The organism is Mycobacterium gordonae, from assembly GCF_002101675.1.
GTDB classification, from domain to species: domain Bacteria; phylum Actinomycetota; class Actinomycetes; order Mycobacteriales; family Mycobacteriaceae; genus Mycobacterium; species Mycobacterium gordonae.
In genome coordinates this window covers 1-17,439 of record NZ_LQOY01000226.1, presented here as the reverse complement: position 1 = coordinate 17,439, position 17,439 = coordinate 1, and the positions used below count along the sequence as shown (strand labels likewise).

Genomic DNA, 17,439 nt, shown 5'->3' with positions numbered 1-17,439 from the left:
GGGCTCATTGGCCGTGGTGGAATGCTCGGCCGCAGCAATCGGCGTCAACAGAGACGGGGTGCGGTGGTGAAGTGTCGGGGCGCGGTGTTGTCGGGCGCGGGCCGCAGCTGGGAGATCCGCGAGATCGACTTGGGGCCACCGCGGGCCGGCGAGGTGCTGGTACAGATGGCGGTCGCCGGGATCTGCCACTCCGATGACCACTATGCGACGGGCGACGGGGTGGCGGGGGAGCACCTGGCGGCGGTTATGGCGACGAACGGGATTCCGGTGCCCGACTTGTACCCGATGCTGGGCGGGCACGAGGGGGCCGGCGTCGTGGTCGAAGCTGGGCCGGGCGTGCGGTCCGTCCAGCCCGGGGACCGGGTGGCCACGTCGTTCATCCCGGCTTGCGGCTCCTGCCGGTGGTGCTCGTCCGGCCAGAGCTATCTCTGCGACCTCGGCGCCGGCACGGTGTCGAAGGTGATGACGACCGACGGCACGCCGCGCCGGCACCTGGGCGGCGAGCCCTTGACAGCGATGACCCAGCTGGGCACGTTCGCCGAGTATCTGGTGGCCGCGGAGTCATCAGTGATCAAGATCGACGACGACATTCCCTTCCACGCGGGATCGCTGGTGTCCTGCGGGGTCATGACGGGTTGGGGTTCGGCAACCGTCGGTGCCGGCACGGAGGCCGGGGACACCGTCGTGGTGATCGGCGTCGGCGGCGTCGGCATGAATGCCGTGCAGGGTGCGCGAGCCGTCGGAGCCAAACACGTCGTCGCAGTGGATCCCGTTGTCCTCAAACGTGATTCGGCCCCATCATTCGGTGCCACGCACGTCGTTGCGTCCGTCGAAGAGGCTGCGCCGCTGGTGCGGGACCTGACCCGGGGGGTGATGGCTGACCGGGTGGTGCTGACCCCTGGCGTGGTGCCTGCCGACCTGCTGTCGCCCGCAATGATGTTGACCCGCAAAGGCGGAACCTGCGTGCTCACCGGGCTCAGTCGCTACGACGAGTTGCCGGTTCCGCTGGTGCTCAACGACATGGTGTTGTCGGCCAAGCAGCTCAAAGGCGTGCTGGGCGGTGGAATGAACCCGCGCACGGCCATGCCGATGTTGTTGTCGATGTATCGGGAAGGCAGGCTCAAGCTCGACGAGCTGGTCACCCGCCGTTACCGGCTCGAGGAGCTCAACGAGGCGGTCGACGATATGCGGGAGGGCCGAAATATTCGCGGGCTCATCGACTTTCAGTGACTCCCGACGTGCTTTTCGCGTCGCTTGTCTTCGTACATGGCGGCGTCGGCCCGGCTCAGCAGCTGGTGCAGCTCTTCTGGCTCCGCCGCCAGCGCGATCCCGATCGACGCGCTGATGGTCAGCTGGAGATCCGGACTGATCGTAATCGGCTCGAGCAGCGACTGCCGTACCCGCTCGGCAACCAGCGCGGCGCCGGCGGCATCTGCGCCCGGCAGCAGCACGAAGAACTCGTCACCACCCAGCCTGACCGCGGGCGGGCTCTGCGCCCCTGCCCGAAACACGACGTCGGCCCCGGCGCGGGTTACCTCCGCGATGCGCCGTGCGGCCTCACGCAACACACAGTCGCCTGCCTCGTGCCCATATCTGTCGTTGACCTCCTTGAAGCGGTCGAGATCAATGAAGATGGCGGCCACCGGGTCCGTGGACGATGCTCCGGCCAGCATGGTCGCCATCACATTGCTCAGATGGTGGCGGTTGGGCAACCCGGTCAGCGAGTCGTGTAGGCCGAGGTGAGCAAGCCGGGCCTGCGCCCGGCTCAGCTGGGCCGATTCGACGTCATATGCCAGCAGTTGTGCCGCCTGCACGTCGGCGTCCGTCCACGGCACGCTCGAGCCGGTGACTCGCTCCAGCCAGGTGTCGAACGACTTTCGCGGATTCAACAGCCCGGTGGATTCAGCGTGCGGGTCCCCGAGCCAGCGCAGGTGCTGCAGACGGTCTCGCCGGAACCAGATCACGAAATCGTCGAATCCGGCGAGCGCGACGAACAAGCAGCCGGCCGCACCGATGGACTCGGCTGTCTTGTGAGGCAACCGGTCGCAGGCCCACGGCGAGTTGGGGGGACGGGCCGCGCGAATCTCGGCGGCGAGTCGTCGCACGGCATCCTCGGTCGGGGCAGCGCCGATCGACCGGTACTGCCCGTCCGCACACGCGACCGCGCCGTCGGCCTGACAGAGCGTTAGCAGGTCAGCGGAACCCGACGTCAGCCCGTCGGCGATGGCAGGTGCGGCTTGCATCGCGGTGCGCAGCCGGGTCCGGACCGATTCCCGCAACGCGGCATCGTTCAACTTCGAAATCTGTTCGGCCGCAGAGACTTGCAGTTTGGCCTGCAGGACCAGCAGTTCGCACGACCGGCGCACCGAGCGTGACAGCCACCGGGGTTTCTCCGACGTGCACGAGACAAGCCTGGTCAGGCGCCCCGCACTGGCCATGGAGAACGACACGCTTGCGGCGGTGTTCATGTTGCGCATGAACTCGAGGTGGAAAGGCGAAACGCTGCGCAGCGCAGCGTGACTCAGGTCCAGACCCATGCCGGCCATCCGCGGGGAGGCGATGACGGCGACGTCGCCGTCGTCGACGTCGGGTATGTAGCGTGACGCTTTGCGGATGTAGATATGGCGGGCCTGCGGCGGAATGTCGTTCGCCGGAAAGTGATGTCCGAGGTATCGGACCAGTCCGGGCAGTCGGTCCTCGGCGACGATCTCGCCGTGCTCGTCGTCATGAAACCGGTAGACCATCGCCCGGTCGAATCCCGTCAATGCCCGCACCGTGCTCGCCACGGCCGCCTCGACTTCCGGCACACTGGTCGCTTCGCTGATCGCCTGCGAGGCATAGAGCACCGGAACGAGATTCGTCTGATCGTCCCCGCGTGACCGTTCGACCTCGACCACAAGCTGCCCGGCAACCTGATGCAGAATCACGTCGACCTTGCCGTCAACGGCCGCCAGGCGCACGCCGTACAGGTCGGGCGACGAAGGACGGTATCCGCTCTGCTCGAATGCCTGCTCCAGCCGCCGCAGTTCGTCGGGGGAAAAGACGCTCGTCAGCGGCGCATCGAAAAGCTGCTCCGGCGGCGCACCGATCAGATCAACCGTGTTGGCGCTGGCATAGGTAATCCGGCGGTCCTGCAGGTTGGCGGCGATCAGCGCCCCGTGGGCCTGAATTCGGCCGGACAGATGCAATTGCTCACTCGCGCAGCCGGACAGAGTCTGCGCGCTGGGATGCTCTCCCGCGGTCACCATGACACTTTAGGCGAGCGATGCAGATCCTTGGTACCGCTTCGCCTTGCGGAACTCTGACGTCAGTTACCGGCTTCGATGGCCGCCACCTTCGCCGCCCCTTCCGATCCGCACAACGGCTGAAGGTCGACCCCGCCGGCGGACAGGAGATCGTCGATGCGGCGCTTGAGCTCACCCGAGGAGAGGTAGGCGTAGAGATTCTTGCCTGGACACGAGGTCTGGGCGAAGTCGCGGTGGCCCGCCAAGGTGCTCGTCGAAAGTTTGTAAGTGTTTGCAGCCCAAGCGAATACCTGTGCCGCCCCGCGAAGTTGCTCCTCCGGCACGGCCTCTTTGTCGAAGTCGCCTTCGCAGATGACCAGGAAGTGGCCGACCGTGTTGTAGTCGGTGGCGGTGTCGCCGGCGATCTCGGGTCTGCGTAGCTGGTAGATGTTGCCCTTGCCGTCGACCCCGAAGTGATACGCGATGTCGATCCAGCCCAGGCTGTCCTGGTGGTAACGCTGGTCTGCGCGGAAGCGGGCCGGAGCGTTGCGGTTGTCGCCGAGTGCCACGGCAGCATGGTGCAGGGTCATGCGGGCGATCGTCTGGGGCGTCCCGCCGGGACGGGCGGGACGGGCACCCCATGCATCGCGGCACAGCATCGGCACCGAGGCGGCCCGCGCGGGGTCAGCGGCGGTCCTGCCGGCACAGGCGTCTACCGCAGCCGCCGTCAAGCCCAGGCCGCCGGCCAGGGACAGCAGCCGGCGACGGCTCACATGATCTGCCGTAGCGTCCATGCGCGCTTAGTCCTCCTCGATACCCAGCAGCCGCAACGGGTGCAGGCCATCGACCGCACCGACGAACGGCGGGTGGATGCTGTAGCCGAGCATGCGGCGGATGTCGTCGGAGACCTCTCGAGCGATGTCGCGCGATACCGAGAGGGTGAACGCCTCCATCGGTCGCAGCCACGGCTGGCAGTACTGGGCGGTGACGGCCAGCCGGTCGGTCGCGGACGTGTTGGCGCCTCCGCCGTGCCACAACGTGCCGACGAAGAAGACGCACGACCCGGCGGGCATGACGACCGGCCGAGTGGGATCGTCGGGGCCCGGACGACGCTTTCCCCAGCGGTGACTGCCGGGGATCACCACGGTGGCGCCGTTGTCGGCGGTGAAGTCGTCGATCGCCCAGATCGTCGCGGCCGCCAACGGTTCCCGCGGACGCGGAACCGGATAGAACCCGTCGTCATGGTGGGCGAGCTGCGCGGACTCGCCGGGCTGAATGTTGATGGCCTGCAGAGCAGAAAGCAGATAGTTCGGCATCAACAACCGATCGAGCACCGCCAGCACCCGCGGATTGTCGACGAGCCGATCGCACGCCCGCGTCCGGCTCAACACGCTGTAGATGCGCTGCGTGCGCCGACCCTCGAACGAGTTGCGGCCGGTATGCCCCAGCAAAGGACGCAACACCTCACGGATTTCCCGGCACTGGTCGGCACTGAGCAGGTTTTCCCAGATCACATAGCCGTCGCGGGCCAGGGCGGCCATGTCGTCCTGGACCACCGCGCGCTCGACCGAGCTCCCACCGGTGGGCGTCCACTTGTACCGCTGGGCCAGATCGCCTCGCAGATCTTCCAGCGTGGTGACGGACTCCTGGTCGATGTTCATGGTCCGCGTCCTTCGGGTAGTACCTCAGTCCACACTCAAGTCCACACTAAGCTGAAACTGCTCAATCACTATCCGCGAACACGGGGAATCGCGTGAAGCGACAGGCCATCGCACTCGCAACGTTGCTGGCGTTCGCGCCGGCCTGCTCACACGGCTCTGCGGCGCACACCGCGGTGAACGCCGGCGGCCAGGCCGTGCCAGTGCCCGCCCCCGCCCCGGCGCCGCCACCGAAGCTGCCCGAAATGGCGGACGCACCCGCCTTCGCCGCCGTCTCCAAGCTGATCAACGATGCCATCGCAGCAGACAAGCTGCCCGGGGCTGTTGTCGAGATCGGGCACGCCGGTGCCATCGCATTCCACCAGGCATACGGCTTGCGCAAGCACGCCGGCGAGCCCGGCCTGGACGGCCGGCCGGCGCCCGCCGAGCCGATGACCGAGGACACGATCTTCGACCTGGCGTCACTGACCAAGAACCTGGTGACGGCCACGGCCGTCATGCAGCTTTACGAACAGGGCAACGTACAGGTCGACGATCCCGCTCAGCAGTACCTGCCGGACTTCAACCCGCTGGGCGATCCGCGGCGCGCCAAAGTGACGGTCCGGATGCTGCTCACGCACACCTCGGGTGAGCCGGGTGACGTCGAACTCAAGGACCCCTGGGGACTGGCTGGACCCGACCGGTCCGAAGGCGTTCGCCGCGCGTTGACCACGCCGCTGCAGTCAGGCCCCGGCGAAGGTTTCCGCTACTCGGACATCAACTTCATCCTGCTCGGTGCGCTAGTCGAAAAGATCACCGGTCAGGCGCTCGATGTGTATGCGCAGCAACACATCTTCGGTCCCCTCGGCATGGCCGACACCCGGTTCCTTCCGGCGGCCAAAGCGTGCGGCCCGCACGTCACGTACGGGTCCGCGCTCGCCTGGACGCCCGGGGCGGCCCCGGCCACTTGTCCGGCGGGGTCGTGGGACACGGGCCTGCTGGCGCGCATCGCGCCGACCGCACGTGACGAAGAGGGCAGAGCCGACCCGGACAAGAACCCCGACCTCGATCACCTGCTCCGAGGCACCGTGCATGACACGACGGCGCGGCGCATGGGCGGGGTGGCCGGCCACGCCGGGGTGTTCTCCACGGCGTACGACGTCAGCATTTTCGCTCAGGCCCTGCTCGACCGATTCGCCGGACGGCCAAGCCAATTCCCGCTCAAACAAGCGACTTTGGAGATGATGACCGCGCCGCAGCAGCCGGGACACACAGCCCTCCAACTCGAAGCGGCCAATCAGGCTGCCCGCAAAGCCCTCGCCCAGCGGCCGAACGGCAACCAGTCGCTGCTCGCCGCGCGCTATCCGGCGATCGCGGGCCAGAACCTGCGCGGCTTCGGCTGGGATATCGACACCGGGCAGTCCGCGCCGCGCGGCGCGGTCTTTCCCATCGGCAGCTTCGGCCATACCGGCTTCACCGGAACCTCGCTGTGGATGGACCCGGGCTCCGACACTTACATCGTGCTGCTCTCCAATTCGATTCACACCAGGGGCAGTCCACCGATGTCGAACCTGCGAGGCGAGGTGGCGACGGCGGCGGCCCGGGCGCTGGGTCTGTGAGCTCAGGGCCGCTCGAAGTGCTGGTAGTCGATCGGTGTGGTCCAGTCGCCGCCCCACTGCCAACCTCGATCGGTGAAGGCACGCACTGCCGGGTCGCCGCGGTGCAGAAGCCCGGCGTCGGTGCGGCCGCGGTCCAAATAGGTTGCCGCGTTGTGCGGCTCGACGTTGCCGCTGGAATACAGGCAGGGGTTCAGGCGGGGGTTGAGGTCGATCGCGCGGCCGTAGGCATGCTGTGCCCAGCGGCCGGTGCCCGGAATGGTGCGGCAGTTGAACGCTGAGGTGTTGTTGTCCTCCATGGACAGTTCATCGTCGGCGCCCGGGTACTGGTCGACATTCTGCATCCGCTCGATGGGATAGCCCACTCGCAGGAGTTGCTCGAAGATGTCGATGACGGCCGGCACCAGGTCTTGGTGCACGACGAGCTCGCCGTCATGTGGTTGCCCGTCAAAACCCCGGTGGCTGAGACGAACTCGGCGTAGCTGCGCAGGCTCGACCGGGCAGCCCGGGTGCCAGCTCGCGCCGAGGTCGGCGGCGGTCACCGGCTGCACGACCGCCCCGGCAGGCGTGTGAGCGGGCAACGATGGCGCGGAGACAGACGTCGTCGTGGCCGCCTGGGGCGGTTCCGGCCGGGCGCACTGCACCAGCACGGCGAGGAGCGCGAGGAGGGCGAGTACCCGCCGGCACGACCTCAACGCGGCTCGATGAACAGCGTCGGTACCCCGCAGGTGCCGTCCTTGACGCTGAGCACGCGGGTGCCGGGTTTGCGTCCGGGACGCACTTCGGAGACGTCGAGGCCCGCTGCCAGCAACCGCGTCCGCGCCGCGTCGGCGTTCGGTACCCGCCAGGAAAGACCCCAGAGCTGATCGGTGTGTGGCGGAAGCGTCGCGTCACTCAGCGGCTGGGCAATCTCGACGGTGACGCCGCCGACCCGAAGGAAGACCAGCCGCATGCCCCAATCGGGGAAGCTGCGGTCCAGCGACAGGCGCAGGCCCAGGCCGTCGCGGTACAGCGCGATCGCGGCATCGGCGTCCGAGGTCTGCACGACCGCGTGGTCGATCCCGGTGACGATGTCATCTGCGCAGGCATTGTCGGATCCGATAGGCGCTGCCTCGGGAAGGCGGTTCGGGGACTCGTGCTCGATCGCGATGATCAGCACGCCGCGGGTGCGTGCTTCCGGCAGCAGCACGCTGCGCCAGTGCCGCACCATCCCGGTCGCCGTGTCGCGACCCTGGCCAGGCGAAACAGGCGGCGGTTCAAGGCCGTTGGCGACTAGTGCGGCGTGCGCGGCGTCGAGATCGGAGCTGGCGAAGGCAAGCCCGATCGGACCGTCGCCTTGTCGATCCAGCCGCGCCGCGACGGTGCGCCCCAGCGGCCCGTCACCGTGGGGAGTGATCAGCTCGAGGTAGGTGTTGTCGAGCCTGAACAGCGCATTGGCCGTGCCCCAGCCCGGATGCTCGCCGCGCCACGACGGGCTGCGTGACAGCAGCGTGGCGTAGCGGCGCGTGGCGTCGCTGAGGTCGCCGACGGCGACAATGACGTGGTCGAGCGCGTCGAACACGGATTCAGCATGCCTGATCGGGTGTCGCGGATCTGTTTGGGTCGCGGTTGTCTGGCTATCCCTGCTGACATGCCGGACACAGCACGTGAACGTGCGGCCGCCGGGGATCGCGCGGCGCAACTGGATGAGCAGATAGCCGAAGGCCATGAGTGGGCCACCAAGGCCGAGCCCAACAGCTCTGGTGACCTGCACAGTGACGCCGCGACCGAGCATCGGCGGGCCGCGGGCCAGAGCCGGTCCAAGGCCGAGTGCGCCCGGAACGAGGATCATGACTGAGCATTCCTGGACCGTGGAGGTCGGCGAAGCGGCCGCGCCCGACAATCCCGGGGTGCCCCCGGTCCCGACAACTGTCTACGAAGGCGACGAGGCCGGCGCGAGGGCGGCATATGCGGAGTCGACCGCGAATGCCGCCGCGCAGGATTACCGCTACGTGCTGCTTCGGGATCTGGCCGAGGTCGTCGAATGCTGGGGGACCCCGCCGGCTGTCGGCTAGCTCTGCGCGGTCAGTAGCAGCGCACCGCCGACAACCACTTCGACGACGAAGTAGAACCAGTTGGGGTAGAACGGAGTTCTGCCTTCGATCACGGCCGAGACGATGCGACCGAATGCCATGCCCGCCAGCGCAAGCCCGACGGTGATCATGATTCCGGTTCGTGCCGGGCCTGCACTGGTCGCCGCATACGCCAGCGCGCCCGCGATTGCCAGACCGAATCCGCCGTAGACGGCCCGTACCTCCGAGCGGGATTCTCGCTCTGGCAACCGGATGCCGAACACCTGGATCATCTTGGCCGGAGCGGCCAACGCGTAGACGCCCATGCCGAGGAAGAACACCGCGGCGAACGCGGTCACGGTCACTGTCACTGGCGCCTCCTGACACCCCGGGGTTTCACAGATCGACGATGGTGCCGGCCGTGGGATCGACCTTTCCGTCGAGCAGCTCGAGGTAGGCCCGCTGAATTTCGTCCTGGCCGGAGATATGTTCCACCCGAAGCCATTTCGACGCCCACTGCGCGAATGGCACCCATGATTCGGCGACGTGCTGGTCGAGTTTCGCGGTGCCCCAATCTGCGCCGCGTTTCTTGATGCGGTCCGGAGCGAAGAAGAAGACTGGTTTGGGTCCGGCGAGATCGCTGCCGCCTTGCGCCATCTGGGTCCAGTGGGTCATGCCTACCGCGGAGCTATGGGCGAGGCGATCTCCGTAGCGGGTGTGGACGCCGGCCCGCACCGCGCCGTCGCCCGAGATGTCGATGTACACGGCGCGATCGCCGGGGAGCTCGGAAATGTTGTCGTACCGGTGAACTGAGTCATAGACGCCAAGTCCCTCGACGAAGGCGCTGTTGCTCGGCGACGTCAGCCCCACCACCTGAACGCCCCCGCGCTGGGCGAGCAGGTACGCCGCGATGATTGCCGTCTTGGACGAGGCGCTGGAGATCACGATCGTGTCGGCACCGAAAAAACCTTCGTCCGCGACAAAGTCATCGATCAAGAACGACGTGAAGAAAAGCGGGAAGAACAGGATGTGCTCCGCCTCGCGATCTGCGGAATAGACGGGATCGGTGGTGACGTCGCGGTAGCCCTGGTAGGCCGAGGGCAGCGGCAGCCGGTGCGGCGCCGCGTCGTTGAATCCTTTCTCGTTGATGCGGTCCGGCACGATCAGCAAGTGGCTGGCGCACGGCAGGTACCCGTAGACGCGCATTCCTGTGCTCAGGCCGGGGTGGCGCGACTCCTCGACGTGCGCGTAGCCCCAGACGTTCAACTTTCCCCATTGCGGGTCGGATGCGGGGAAGAAGTCCCAGTACCGCATGGCTTCACCGAAGACGGCGTAGGTGATGTTGTTGGACGTCAGGCCGAAGGCCTCGACCCGCAACACGGCCTGCCCGTCGGCCGGCGACGGCGCATCGCCGGACACGAACCGGGTCTGGTGCAAATCGGTGCGGAGAATCTCGAAGTCCATGAGACAACAGCCTAAGACGCCGGCAGTGTCACAACAGCGGGTCCGCCGTCATCGTTGCCTGGCTGTCCGCCCGCTTCAGCACACTGGCCAGCGGTGCCGATGCCCCGAGGCGACCGCTATGAGACGCGGTCGGCGTGGGTAAGACCGGTGAGTTCCTGACGCACGCGCTTCTCGACGAGCAGGGGGATGAAGTCCCGGATGGGGCTCGCGGCGAATCGGGAATGATGTTCGCGGACAGCCTCGTCGAGAAACTCGGCATTGACCTCGGGAAACTGCTCCATCAGGCGGCGCTCGATCTCGGCGATTCGGGTCTGCTCGGGGATCCGTGCGCGCGGAGGCATGGTGAAAAGGATTGCCCGGACGGTGACCGTTCGTCAAACCGAAGGTTAACGAACGCCAGGGGCATGAATCCAAGGCACATAAAAGGCTGGTGACAGCGCGATCGGGTATGTACCATTTGGTACATGATTACTGAGAGCGGCGTCGAGATCGACGCACCGGCAACCCTGGTGTGGGACGTGTTCAGCGATGTCGAGCGCTGGCCGGAGTGGACCGCCTCGGTGACCGAGCTGGTCGCCCTGGACGGGCCCGGCCTGGCCGTGGGCAAGCGATTCCAGATCAAGCAACCCAGACTGCCAAAGCTGGTCTGGGAGGTGACCGATGTCGCGCCCGGGGTGTCCTGGACCTGGGTGCAGCGTTCGCCGGGTGGCACCACGTCGGCCCTGCACTCGCTGACCCCGATCGCCGACGACCGGACACTGGTACGGCAGGCGCTCGACCAACGAGGTCCGATAGGGGCGCTCATCGCCAAACTCATGATCCGCACCACGCGTCGCTACCTGGAGATGGAAGCCCAAGGGCTCAAGGGTCGCAGCGAGCAACTGCGGCAGTCACTTGGCCCGCACTCCTGACCTCAGGCGGCGCCAGCAGCTGCTCGATGACCTGATCGACGAATTCGCTGCCGGCGGCATCGGGGACCGGTCGCTGCGTGACGTAGCGGCCGCGGTGGGCACCAGCCATCGAATGTTGCTGCACCACTTCGCATCTCGGGACGAAATGTTGCTGGCCATCGTCGAGGAGGTCGAGCGCCGCCAGATGGCGGTGCTGTCCGAATTGCCGACCGATCCGGCCGAGAGCTTCGCCGCCATGTGGGCTACCCTGTGCCGGCCTGAGCTGCGTCCCTTCGAGCGACTGTTCTTCGAGTGTTACTCCCGCGGCGCCCAGGGCGAGGAGCCGTTCGCCCGTATGGTGCCCGGCGCCGTTGACGCCTGGCTGGCCGAGGCGGCGAAGGTGGGCGGCCCGGACAACGACCCGGCGCTGGTGCGGCTGGGTCTTGCCGTCACGCGCGGGCTGCTGCTCGACCTGGTCGCCACCGACGACGACGCGGGCGTCAGCTCCGCGGTGCAGCTTTTTGCCGATCTGCTGCGGCGGCCGGGATGGAAATAGCGGGCGCCTGCAGCCGAGGCCGGCCGGAGCATCGAAGCCGATCACTTCGGCATCTCGCTGGCAGTCGCCGACGGCGAATCGCCCGACGAGCTGGCAGCGGCGGTATGCCGGCGCCGTGCAGATCGTGAGCCTGCGGAGTTCATTGCCGCGGGCTGGGACCAGCTGCACCGCCAGCTCGACGGTTACCTGGACGCCAGCTTGACGAAGTTCGTCATCAGACCGGTCGGCGGGGCGGCGGACGGGTTCATCGAGCGCTTCGCCGCCGAGGCGCTTCCTCGGCAGAACTGAGCCTGCCCGGGTGATTGACTCCCGACTCTTTGTGGGTACAGCATCCGCATGGAACGTCCCGACACGATCATCGAGATTCATCGTGAACGCGTGCAGGATCAGACGGTCGAGATGTTCAGCGGCGACACGTACACCGAATCCGTGGACGGCACCGGTTACTCCGCTACGGCCAATCTCGACGTCACCCTGGATCGCGTCTGGTTCATCCTGGATTCGCACCAGCGTGCCTGGCAGGAAGAGATCGACGGCGAAAAACGAGATCCACTAAGGCATTTCGCGATCGACCTGGTGATCTTCGATTCCAGAATCGTCATCGATTCGGTGACCTGCATCCCACTGGTCGAGCTCCCGCCTACGACCATCACCATCCCGGACGGCCCGCGGGCCGGGGAGTCGCGCGAGATCCCCTACAACGAGATCCCGCTGTTCGGGCGTTTGACCATCCACGACCAACTCGAGTCTCACCAGATTGAGCCGGGCAAGCAGACCATCGCGCTGAACTTCACTGCCCAGCAGGCTCCGGTATTGGTGGCCGACGCGCTGCCCGGTCAGTACGCGACCCGGCTGTTCGGGCCGGGCGTCCAGCGCCGTGCCGACGGCACTACCGCGTTCACCGGCCAGGACCCGCGGATCAGCTGGGAGCTCGACTACGCCGAGGCGCACTGGATCACCCACAGCATCGCGGGCCAACTCCTGGTGAACGTGGAAAAGCTGCAACATCCCGGCCTCTCCGACGACGAGGCGAGAACCAGGGTGCTCGACTCGCTCGCCGCGCAGATCGCAGACGCGATGCGCCCACAGCTTGCCGAGATGGGCGACAACGGAATTCAGAGCCTGTTACCGACACCCCTGGACGTCGACCCGGACGCGCAGGACGACAGCACCGTCAAGGCTCTCGACGCCGTCGTGCACCGATTCGACATAGGTGACACCACCCACGAGTCCATGGTGGTTCAACTTCAGACCCTGCGTGACCTGCCTCCCGGAGAACAGCTCCCGGCGTCGGTTCTGGCCGAAAACCCGCGTGAGAAAACGGGATTGGCGGTCACCGGGTGGAGTATCCTGCGTCAGGTTCGCGACACCGTGCGCAACACCTTTGACCTCGACGAAAGCGACTTCGACTCCGACGTCCCGTGTCTGTTGCGCGGGCCCAAGACGGTCAAAATCGGTGGCGACGAGCGCAGCCTGGACGCACTCGACGCCGACATCTTGCCGCGCACCGGCGATGGCCGACTGGTGGTGGACGGCACGGTCAGCGCCGAAACCAAGCTCTACGACTTCAACGCAAGCTTCAAGGTGACCTACGACATGGGTTTGGACGAAATTCCGCGCGACCCGACGGTTCAGGAGACTCGCCGCGCCAACTTCAAGACCATCGAAAGCCTGGAGCAGGCAATGAAAACCGCGGGCGAACGCAAACGCGCCGGTGAGATCAGCGGTGAAGAATACGAGGCAGAAGTCAAGCGGGTCAGTGAGCTTTTCGACGAACTACCACGCACTGTCGGGGTCCGGCCGGTGCAGAATCCGCCGGAGCCAGAGATCAACCCGGACTTCAGCCTGACGGCGGCCGGAAAGGTCGCCACTGCCGCAGGGGCGGCGGCCGTCGCCGGTCTCGTCGCGCTTCCGGTCACCGCCGCGGCCGGCGCCGCGGGTGTCGGAGTGGCCGGAGCCGGTGGGCTGTTGACTCTGGCGATCGCTCAGTACCTCACCACTGTGCTGACCATCGACTGGTTCGGCACCGGGATCGGTTCTCGTCAGGTCAAGAAGTCGCTCAACGACGAGCCCGAAGGCACCTCCCTGCCTCCCATCGGGATACCGGTCGACGTCAATCTCAACCGTCAGCGCCTCGCGGTGTTCTTCCGCCCGCTGCCCGGAAAGTTGTGGGTGAGTTACGCGCACGCTGACGGAACCGAAGACGCTGAGCTGCAACACATCCGGACTGTCGGCGGCCAGTGGCCAACCGATGGCCGGCCATGGAAGCTGTCCAACGACGACGCGGTGCGCTATGTCGACTCCGGGGAACTGGAGCTCCTCGTCGAACCGGACACCCCCGGCGCGAACCAATTACCCGTCAGCGTCGCCGAGGCAGACGACGGGCAACCCTACTTGTGTGTCGAGGGCGATCCCGACCGGCTGCGGAGACTTCCGCGCGGGTGAGGTCCGTCAGAACTTCGCGACGGCGCCGGCGTCGACCGGCAGCGCCGCGCCGGTGATGTACTGCGCCTCGTCGGAGGCGAGGAAGAGCACGGCGTTGCTGACGGCGCGCGCCTCGATCAGCGGCTTCGGCAACAGGTGGAACTGCCCGATGATCTCCCCGGCATCTTGCACGGTGGGGTTCGGCAGGTCGGGGCGCAGCGTCCGGACGAACCAGTCGTTGTCCAGCATCGGGGTCAGCACATTGCCCGGATGAATGGAGTTGACCCGGATCCATTGCGGTGCAAGCTCGTTGGCCAGCGAGTTCATCAGCCCGACGACGGCGTGTTTGGCCGAGGCGTAGTGGGCCATGTAGCCACCGCCGCGGATGCCGAGCATCGAGCTGACCAGGATGATCGACCCGCCGCCGTTGGTCATGTGCGGCAGTGCCACTTTCACGGTGTGCCACACCCCGGTCAGGTTGATGTCCATCATCGTCTGCCACGCCGATTCCTCGATCATCGCCGCGGGAGCGGGAACCCCGCTGATGCCGGCGTTGGCCACCACGATGTCCAGCGGGCCCAACGCGTCCACTCCCTGGGCAACCGCCGCCCGCAGGCTCTCCACGTCCCGCACGTCGGCCTTCGCGGTGAGGATGCGGCGGCCCGCTTTCTCCACCAGATCCGCGGTGTCGGCGAGGTCGCTCTCGGTGGCGCAGGGATAGGCGACGCCGTCGATGTCCGCGCAGACATCGATCGCGACGATGTCCGCGCCCTCCTCGGCCAGCCGGATCGCGTGTTCGCGGCCCTGGCCACGTGCCGCGCCGGTGATCAATGCGACCTTGCCGGCGACTCTGCCGACCCTGTTTTCTGCCATAGCGATGAATCCTGCCATGGCGGTTTTCAACCGCCTCAGGTGTCGTCGATCGCCTCAGCGACCTCGACCAACGGATCGTCGAGGCGCCGCGCCAGGTTCCGGCCCAGGTAGACCGCGAAGCGGACGACGAGTTCCTCGAGTTCGGCCCGGGTCATCCGCAAGGGTCAGGGCCGCCCGCAGCTGTTCGGTGACCTCCTCGTCGACCGCGGCCGACGAGGCGAGTGAGATGGGTTGTGCGGCTAAATATTTCGCCGTACACGTACTTCACCGGGGCGCTGACCTTCTGATCCGTCAATTCAGCTGTGCCGGTGCAGGAATCCGTGCAGGCTCGCCTGCACCAGTTCATCCACGATCGCCTCACGCGGGGGCTGCTCATCGCCGAAGGACGCCGAACGCAATGCCACCTTGCCGGCGATCATCGCCACGGTGGAATGCGCCGGCAGTTCGGGGCGACTGGAGCGCAGTCCGGGTAACTGCATGCCTTCGTTGCTGATCCGCCCCAGCACCGCGATCGCCGCTCGGATGTCGCCCATTCCGGTTTCGGCGATCTCTTCTTGACTGAAGGCTTCCGAAGCGGCCAGCGTCAGCAGCAAACCCCGGTGCTCGACGATCACGTCGGCAGCCGACGCGATCTCGCGAGTCGTGGTGCTGCTTGCCGTCATCTACGGCGTGGTCATCTATTCCGACCCCGAAGCCCGGCGTTGAGCACCGGGCTAACCCCATTGCTCACGGCTGCCGTCATTTTCGGCTGGGGCAGCGGCATCGTCTTCACCGCCGTCGGGGTGTATCTGAGCATCCGCCGCCGTCGCCCGCACCCACTGCTGCTGCTCTGCATCTCGGCGATCTCGTTCTCCTGGATTGAGGCTCCGTATGACTGGGCGATGTACGCACAGTTCCCGCCGGCCCTGCCGCGCATGCCGTCGTGGTGGCCGCAGAATATGACCTGGGGCGGCCTGCCGTCGTCGGTACCGGTCGGTTACATCGGCTACTTCGTGTTGCCGGCGACGATCGGCGCCGCCGTCGGGCAACGGTTGAGCACGCGGTTCGGTACGCGCAGGCCCATCACCCTGCTCACCGTCGGCTTCGTGGTCGGCTTCTGCTGGGCCTTCAACTTCAACGCGTTCATCGGCGCGCGGCTCGGGTTCCATTACGGACGTGATTCCCGGACTGGCCGTCTTCGAAGGGACCGCGCACCAGTATCCGTCTACGACTCGCTCGCCATGGGTGTGCAGATGATGGTCTTCACCTACCTGCTGGGGCGCACGGATTGCGTAGGCCGCAATGTGATCGAGGCGTGGGCCGACCGAAAGTCGGGCAGCCGGCTGACGTCCGCGCTGCATCGTCGGAAACCTGATGTACGGGGCCGTCTTCGCGCCTCATCTGGCTATAAAACTGGGCGGTTGGGTGACCTCGGGCCCGACCGAGCAGCCCGCGCGGTAATCCGCCGCTTGGTCACTTCTTCGACACAATGTCATCGCGGTCCTACCAGCCGGGATTGAAACAGCGCGACGATTGACTGCGGCCGACAAGGAGGCAGTGTTTCGATGCGAGTCGTTGTCCTGAGCGCCCTTATCGCCGCGCTCTGCGTGTTGAATCCGCTCGCGCCACCGGTTCGTGCAGACCCGACGTGTGGCGTCAACCTGAATGCCCCCCAGATCGAGGCGGCGCTGGGGGCGTTGCCGACGCTGCCGCAAGGTTCGGCGTGGGATCACAACGTCAAGAGCTTCGATGCGAGCAGCAACTACAACCCCTGCACCACCCTGTCCACGGTCATCATCACCGTCGTGGGAGCCACCGGCAGTTCACCGGATCTGGCTTTGCTGTTCCACAAGGGCAACTACGTGGGCGTTGCGACGTTGAAGGCGTATGCCTTCACGACGGTTAATGCAGCCAAGACCACCGATGACACCGTCGCTCTGGACTACAAGGACGGCAGGGAAGTCTGCACGGCGTGCCCGGGGCCAACCACCACCGTGCGCTACCAGTGGCAGAACGACCACGTCGCGATGCTGGACCCGGCGCCCGCCTGGTGAGCCATGGGCCCTGACAAGAAGCTGGCCCATATCGTGCTGCAGACCGGCCAGTTGCCCGCACTGCGTGACTGGTACATGAAAGTGCTCGACGCCCATGTGGTGTTCGAGATTGCGTCGCTGTGCTTTCTGACTTTCGATGAAGAGCATCACCGGCTGGCGATCGTTGAATTGCCCGACCCGACTCCGCGCACCGCGACGACAGTGGGCCTGGCCCATTCCGCCTACACCTTCCCCGATTTGCTCAGCCTGCTGTCGAAATACGAGGTCTTGAGGGAGAACGGCATTCGTCCTCATGTGCCCGTACAGCACGGTGTGACGACATCGATCTATTACCGGGATCCTGATATCAACATGGTGGAACTGCAGATCGACAACTTCGCGACTCCCCAGGAATCGACCGCCTACATGCGTGGAGACGAATACGGTGCCGATCCGATCGGCCCGTCCTTCGACCCCGACGTCATGCTCGCCGCCTTGCGTGCGGGCGCTACGCAATCCGAACTTGCCACTCGCGCCTGGGCAAAGACCTGTCCGCAGCTCAACGTGCGGGAGCTGTTGCTTCCGTGACCCGTCGTGTCCTGCGGGTGCCGCGGCGCCGGCGAGCGCGCGCGTGTGTACGGCGACACGCCGTAAATCCTGTACTTTTGCGCGCCTTCGGCGCGGAGGTGTGA

General features: G+C 66.4%; 19 protein-coding genes and 2 pseudogenes. 11 read left to right on the top strand and 10 right to left on the bottom strand.

Annotated features, from left to right (window positions below; genetic code table 11):
- The first annotated feature begins 66 nt into the window (after positions 1 to 66).
- Complete coding sequence (locus AWC08_RS28395; RefSeq protein WP_264076701.1) at positions 67 to 1,230, top strand: NDMA-dependent alcohol dehydrogenase; 1,164 nt, start codon at positions 67 to 69, stop codon at positions 1,228 to 1,230.
- Here AWC08_RS28395 and AWC08_RS28390 read toward each other — a convergent pair.
- From AWC08_RS28390 to AWC08_RS28380, 3 genes are all read right to left on the bottom strand, one after another.
- Complete coding sequence (locus AWC08_RS28390) at positions 1,224 to 3,245, bottom strand: sensor domain-containing diguanylate cyclase (RefSeq protein WP_159460031.1); 2,022 nt, start codon at positions 3,243 to 3,245, stop codon at positions 1,224 to 1,226. The two genes, AWC08_RS28395 and AWC08_RS28390, sit on opposite strands and share 7 nt — an antisense overlap.
- Before the next feature lie 62 nt (positions 3,246 to 3,307).
- Positions 3,308 to 4,018 (bottom strand): peptidoglycan recognition protein family protein, encoded by a 711-nt coding sequence (locus AWC08_RS28385; RefSeq protein WP_083271084.1) that lies wholly within the window; start codon positions 4,016 to 4,018, stop codon positions 3,308 to 3,310.
- A gap of 6 nt (positions 4,019 to 4,024) precedes the next feature.
- Complete coding sequence (locus AWC08_RS28380; RefSeq protein ID WP_065137099.1) at positions 4,025 to 4,885, bottom strand: phytanoyl-CoA dioxygenase family protein; 861 nt, start codon at positions 4,883 to 4,885, stop codon at positions 4,025 to 4,027.
- A gap of 242 nt (positions 4,886 to 5,127) precedes the next feature.
- Between AWC08_RS28380 and AWC08_RS28375 the strand changes: the two genes are divergently transcribed.
- The gene (locus AWC08_RS28375) at positions 5,128 to 6,480 is read left to right on the top strand and encodes a serine hydrolase domain-containing protein (RefSeq protein ID WP_174900794.1); all 1,353 of its coding nucleotides are present in this window, start codon (positions 5,128 to 5,130) and stop codon (positions 6,478 to 6,480) included.
- Between the two features lie 2 nt (positions 6,481 to 6,482).
- Here AWC08_RS28375 and AWC08_RS28370 read toward each other — a convergent pair whose 3' ends face one another.
- Both AWC08_RS28370 and AWC08_RS28365 read right to left on the bottom strand, forming a co-directional pair.
- Positions 6,483 to 7,172 carry a M15 family metallopeptidase gene (locus tag AWC08_RS28370; RefSeq protein ID WP_065137097.1) on the bottom strand — a complete coding sequence of 230 codons (690 nt, stop codon included), beginning with the start codon at positions 7,170 to 7,172 and terminating at the stop codon, positions 6,483 to 6,485.
- Positions 7,169 to 8,038, bottom strand: coding sequence for a VOC family protein (locus tag AWC08_RS28365; RefSeq protein WP_065137096.1), 870 nt, complete (start codon positions 8,036 to 8,038; stop codon positions 7,169 to 7,171). The genes AWC08_RS28370 and AWC08_RS28365 overlap by 4 nt, the downstream gene beginning before the upstream one ends.
- A 69-nt stretch (positions 8,039 to 8,107) precedes the next feature.
- On the opposite strand from AWC08_RS28365, the gene AWC08_RS28360 reads away from it, so the two are divergent.
- Positions 8,108 to 8,314: a hypothetical protein gene (locus AWC08_RS28360; RefSeq protein WP_069433311.1), complete on the top strand. Its 207-nt coding sequence runs from the start codon at positions 8,108 to 8,110 to the stop codon at positions 8,312 to 8,314.
- A complete protein-coding gene (locus AWC08_RS28355) occupies positions 8,307 to 8,531 on the top strand; it encodes a hypothetical protein (protein ID WP_065137094.1) in 225 nt (74 codons plus the stop codon). The genes AWC08_RS28360 and AWC08_RS28355 overlap by 8 nt, the downstream gene beginning before the upstream one ends.
- Here the strand turns inward: AWC08_RS28355 and AWC08_RS28350 are convergent.
- From AWC08_RS28350 to AWC08_RS28340, 3 genes are all read right to left on the bottom strand, one after another.
- On the bottom strand, positions 8,528 to 8,899 hold the full coding sequence (locus AWC08_RS28350; RefSeq protein ID WP_083271085.1) for a DUF4345 domain-containing protein: 372 nt from the start codon (positions 8,897 to 8,899) through the stop codon (positions 8,528 to 8,530). The genes AWC08_RS28355 and AWC08_RS28350 overlap by 4 nt on opposite strands.
- A gap of 25 nt (positions 8,900 to 8,924) precedes the next feature.
- Entirely contained in the window at positions 8,925 to 9,992 is a 1,068-nt protein-coding gene (locus AWC08_RS28345) for a DUF2855 family protein (RefSeq protein ID WP_069433312.1), read from the bottom strand.
- Positions 9,993 to 10,108: 116 nt separating this feature from the next.
- Positions 10,109 to 10,333 carry a three-helix bundle dimerization domain-containing protein gene (locus tag AWC08_RS28340; RefSeq protein WP_065137092.1) on the bottom strand — a complete coding sequence of 75 codons (225 nt, stop codon included), beginning with the start codon at positions 10,331 to 10,333 and terminating at the stop codon, positions 10,109 to 10,111.
- Between the two features lie 123 nt (positions 10,334 to 10,456).
- Here AWC08_RS28340 and AWC08_RS28335 point away from each other — a divergent pair, with 123 nt between their 5' ends.
- The 4 genes and pseudogenes from AWC08_RS28335 to AWC08_RS28320 all read left to right on the top strand — a co-directional run bounded on the left by AWC08_RS28335 (position 10,457) and on the right by AWC08_RS28320 (position 13,883).
- The gene (locus tag AWC08_RS28335) at positions 10,457 to 10,903 is read left to right on the top strand and encodes an SRPBCC family protein (protein WP_065137091.1); all 447 of its coding nucleotides are present in this window, start codon (positions 10,457 to 10,459) and stop codon (positions 10,901 to 10,903) included.
- Positions 10,887 to 11,438: a TetR/AcrR family transcriptional regulator gene (locus AWC08_RS28330; protein WP_065137090.1), complete on the top strand. Its 552-nt coding sequence runs from the start codon at positions 10,887 to 10,889 to the stop codon at positions 11,436 to 11,438. The genes AWC08_RS28335 and AWC08_RS28330 overlap by 17 nt, the downstream gene beginning before the upstream one ends.
- Positions 11,439 to 11,447: 9 nt before the next feature.
- Positions 11,448 to 11,726 (top strand): annotated as a pseudogene (locus AWC08_RS38740) (TIGR03854 family LLM class F420-dependent oxidoreductase); the annotation flags it as partial.
- Positions 11,727 to 11,774: 48 nt separating this feature from the next.
- Entirely contained in the window at positions 11,775 to 13,883 is a 2,109-nt protein-coding gene (locus tag AWC08_RS28320; RefSeq protein ID WP_069433313.1) for a hypothetical protein, read from the top strand.
- A 6-nt stretch (positions 13,884 to 13,889) separates the two neighbouring features.
- Here AWC08_RS28320 and AWC08_RS28315 read toward each other — a convergent pair whose 3' ends face one another.
- Both AWC08_RS28315 and AWC08_RS28310 read right to left on the bottom strand, forming a co-directional pair.
- Complete coding sequence (locus AWC08_RS28315) at positions 13,890 to 14,735, bottom strand: mycofactocin-coupled SDR family oxidoreductase (RefSeq protein ID WP_065137136.1); 846 nt, start codon at positions 14,733 to 14,735, stop codon at positions 13,890 to 13,892.
- A 296-nt stretch (positions 14,736 to 15,031) separates the two neighbouring features.
- Positions 15,032 to 15,352 (bottom strand): annotated as a pseudogene (locus tag AWC08_RS28310) (TetR/AcrR family transcriptional regulator); the annotation flags it as partial.
- 84 nt (positions 15,353 to 15,436) lie between these two features.
- On the opposite strand from AWC08_RS28310, the gene AWC08_RS28305 reads away from it, so the two are divergent.
- The 3 genes from AWC08_RS28305 to AWC08_RS28295 are packed head-to-tail and all read left to right on the top strand — an operon-like array spanning position 15,437 to position 17,335.
- Positions 15,437 to 16,234, top strand: a complete 798-nt coding sequence (locus tag AWC08_RS28305) for a spirocyclase AveC family protein (RefSeq protein WP_159460030.1) — start codon at positions 15,437 to 15,439, stop codon at positions 16,232 to 16,234.
- 45 nt (positions 16,235 to 16,279) lie between these two features.
- Positions 16,280 to 16,768 (top strand): LppP/LprE family lipoprotein, encoded by a 489-nt coding sequence (locus AWC08_RS28300; protein ID WP_065137087.1) that lies wholly within the window; start codon positions 16,280 to 16,282, stop codon positions 16,766 to 16,768.
- Positions 16,769 to 16,771: 3 nt separating this feature from the next.
- Positions 16,772 to 17,335 (top strand): VOC family protein, encoded by a 564-nt coding sequence (locus AWC08_RS28295; protein WP_069435626.1) that lies wholly within the window; start codon positions 16,772 to 16,774, stop codon positions 17,333 to 17,335.
- Positions 17,336 to 17,439 lie beyond the last annotated feature (104 nt).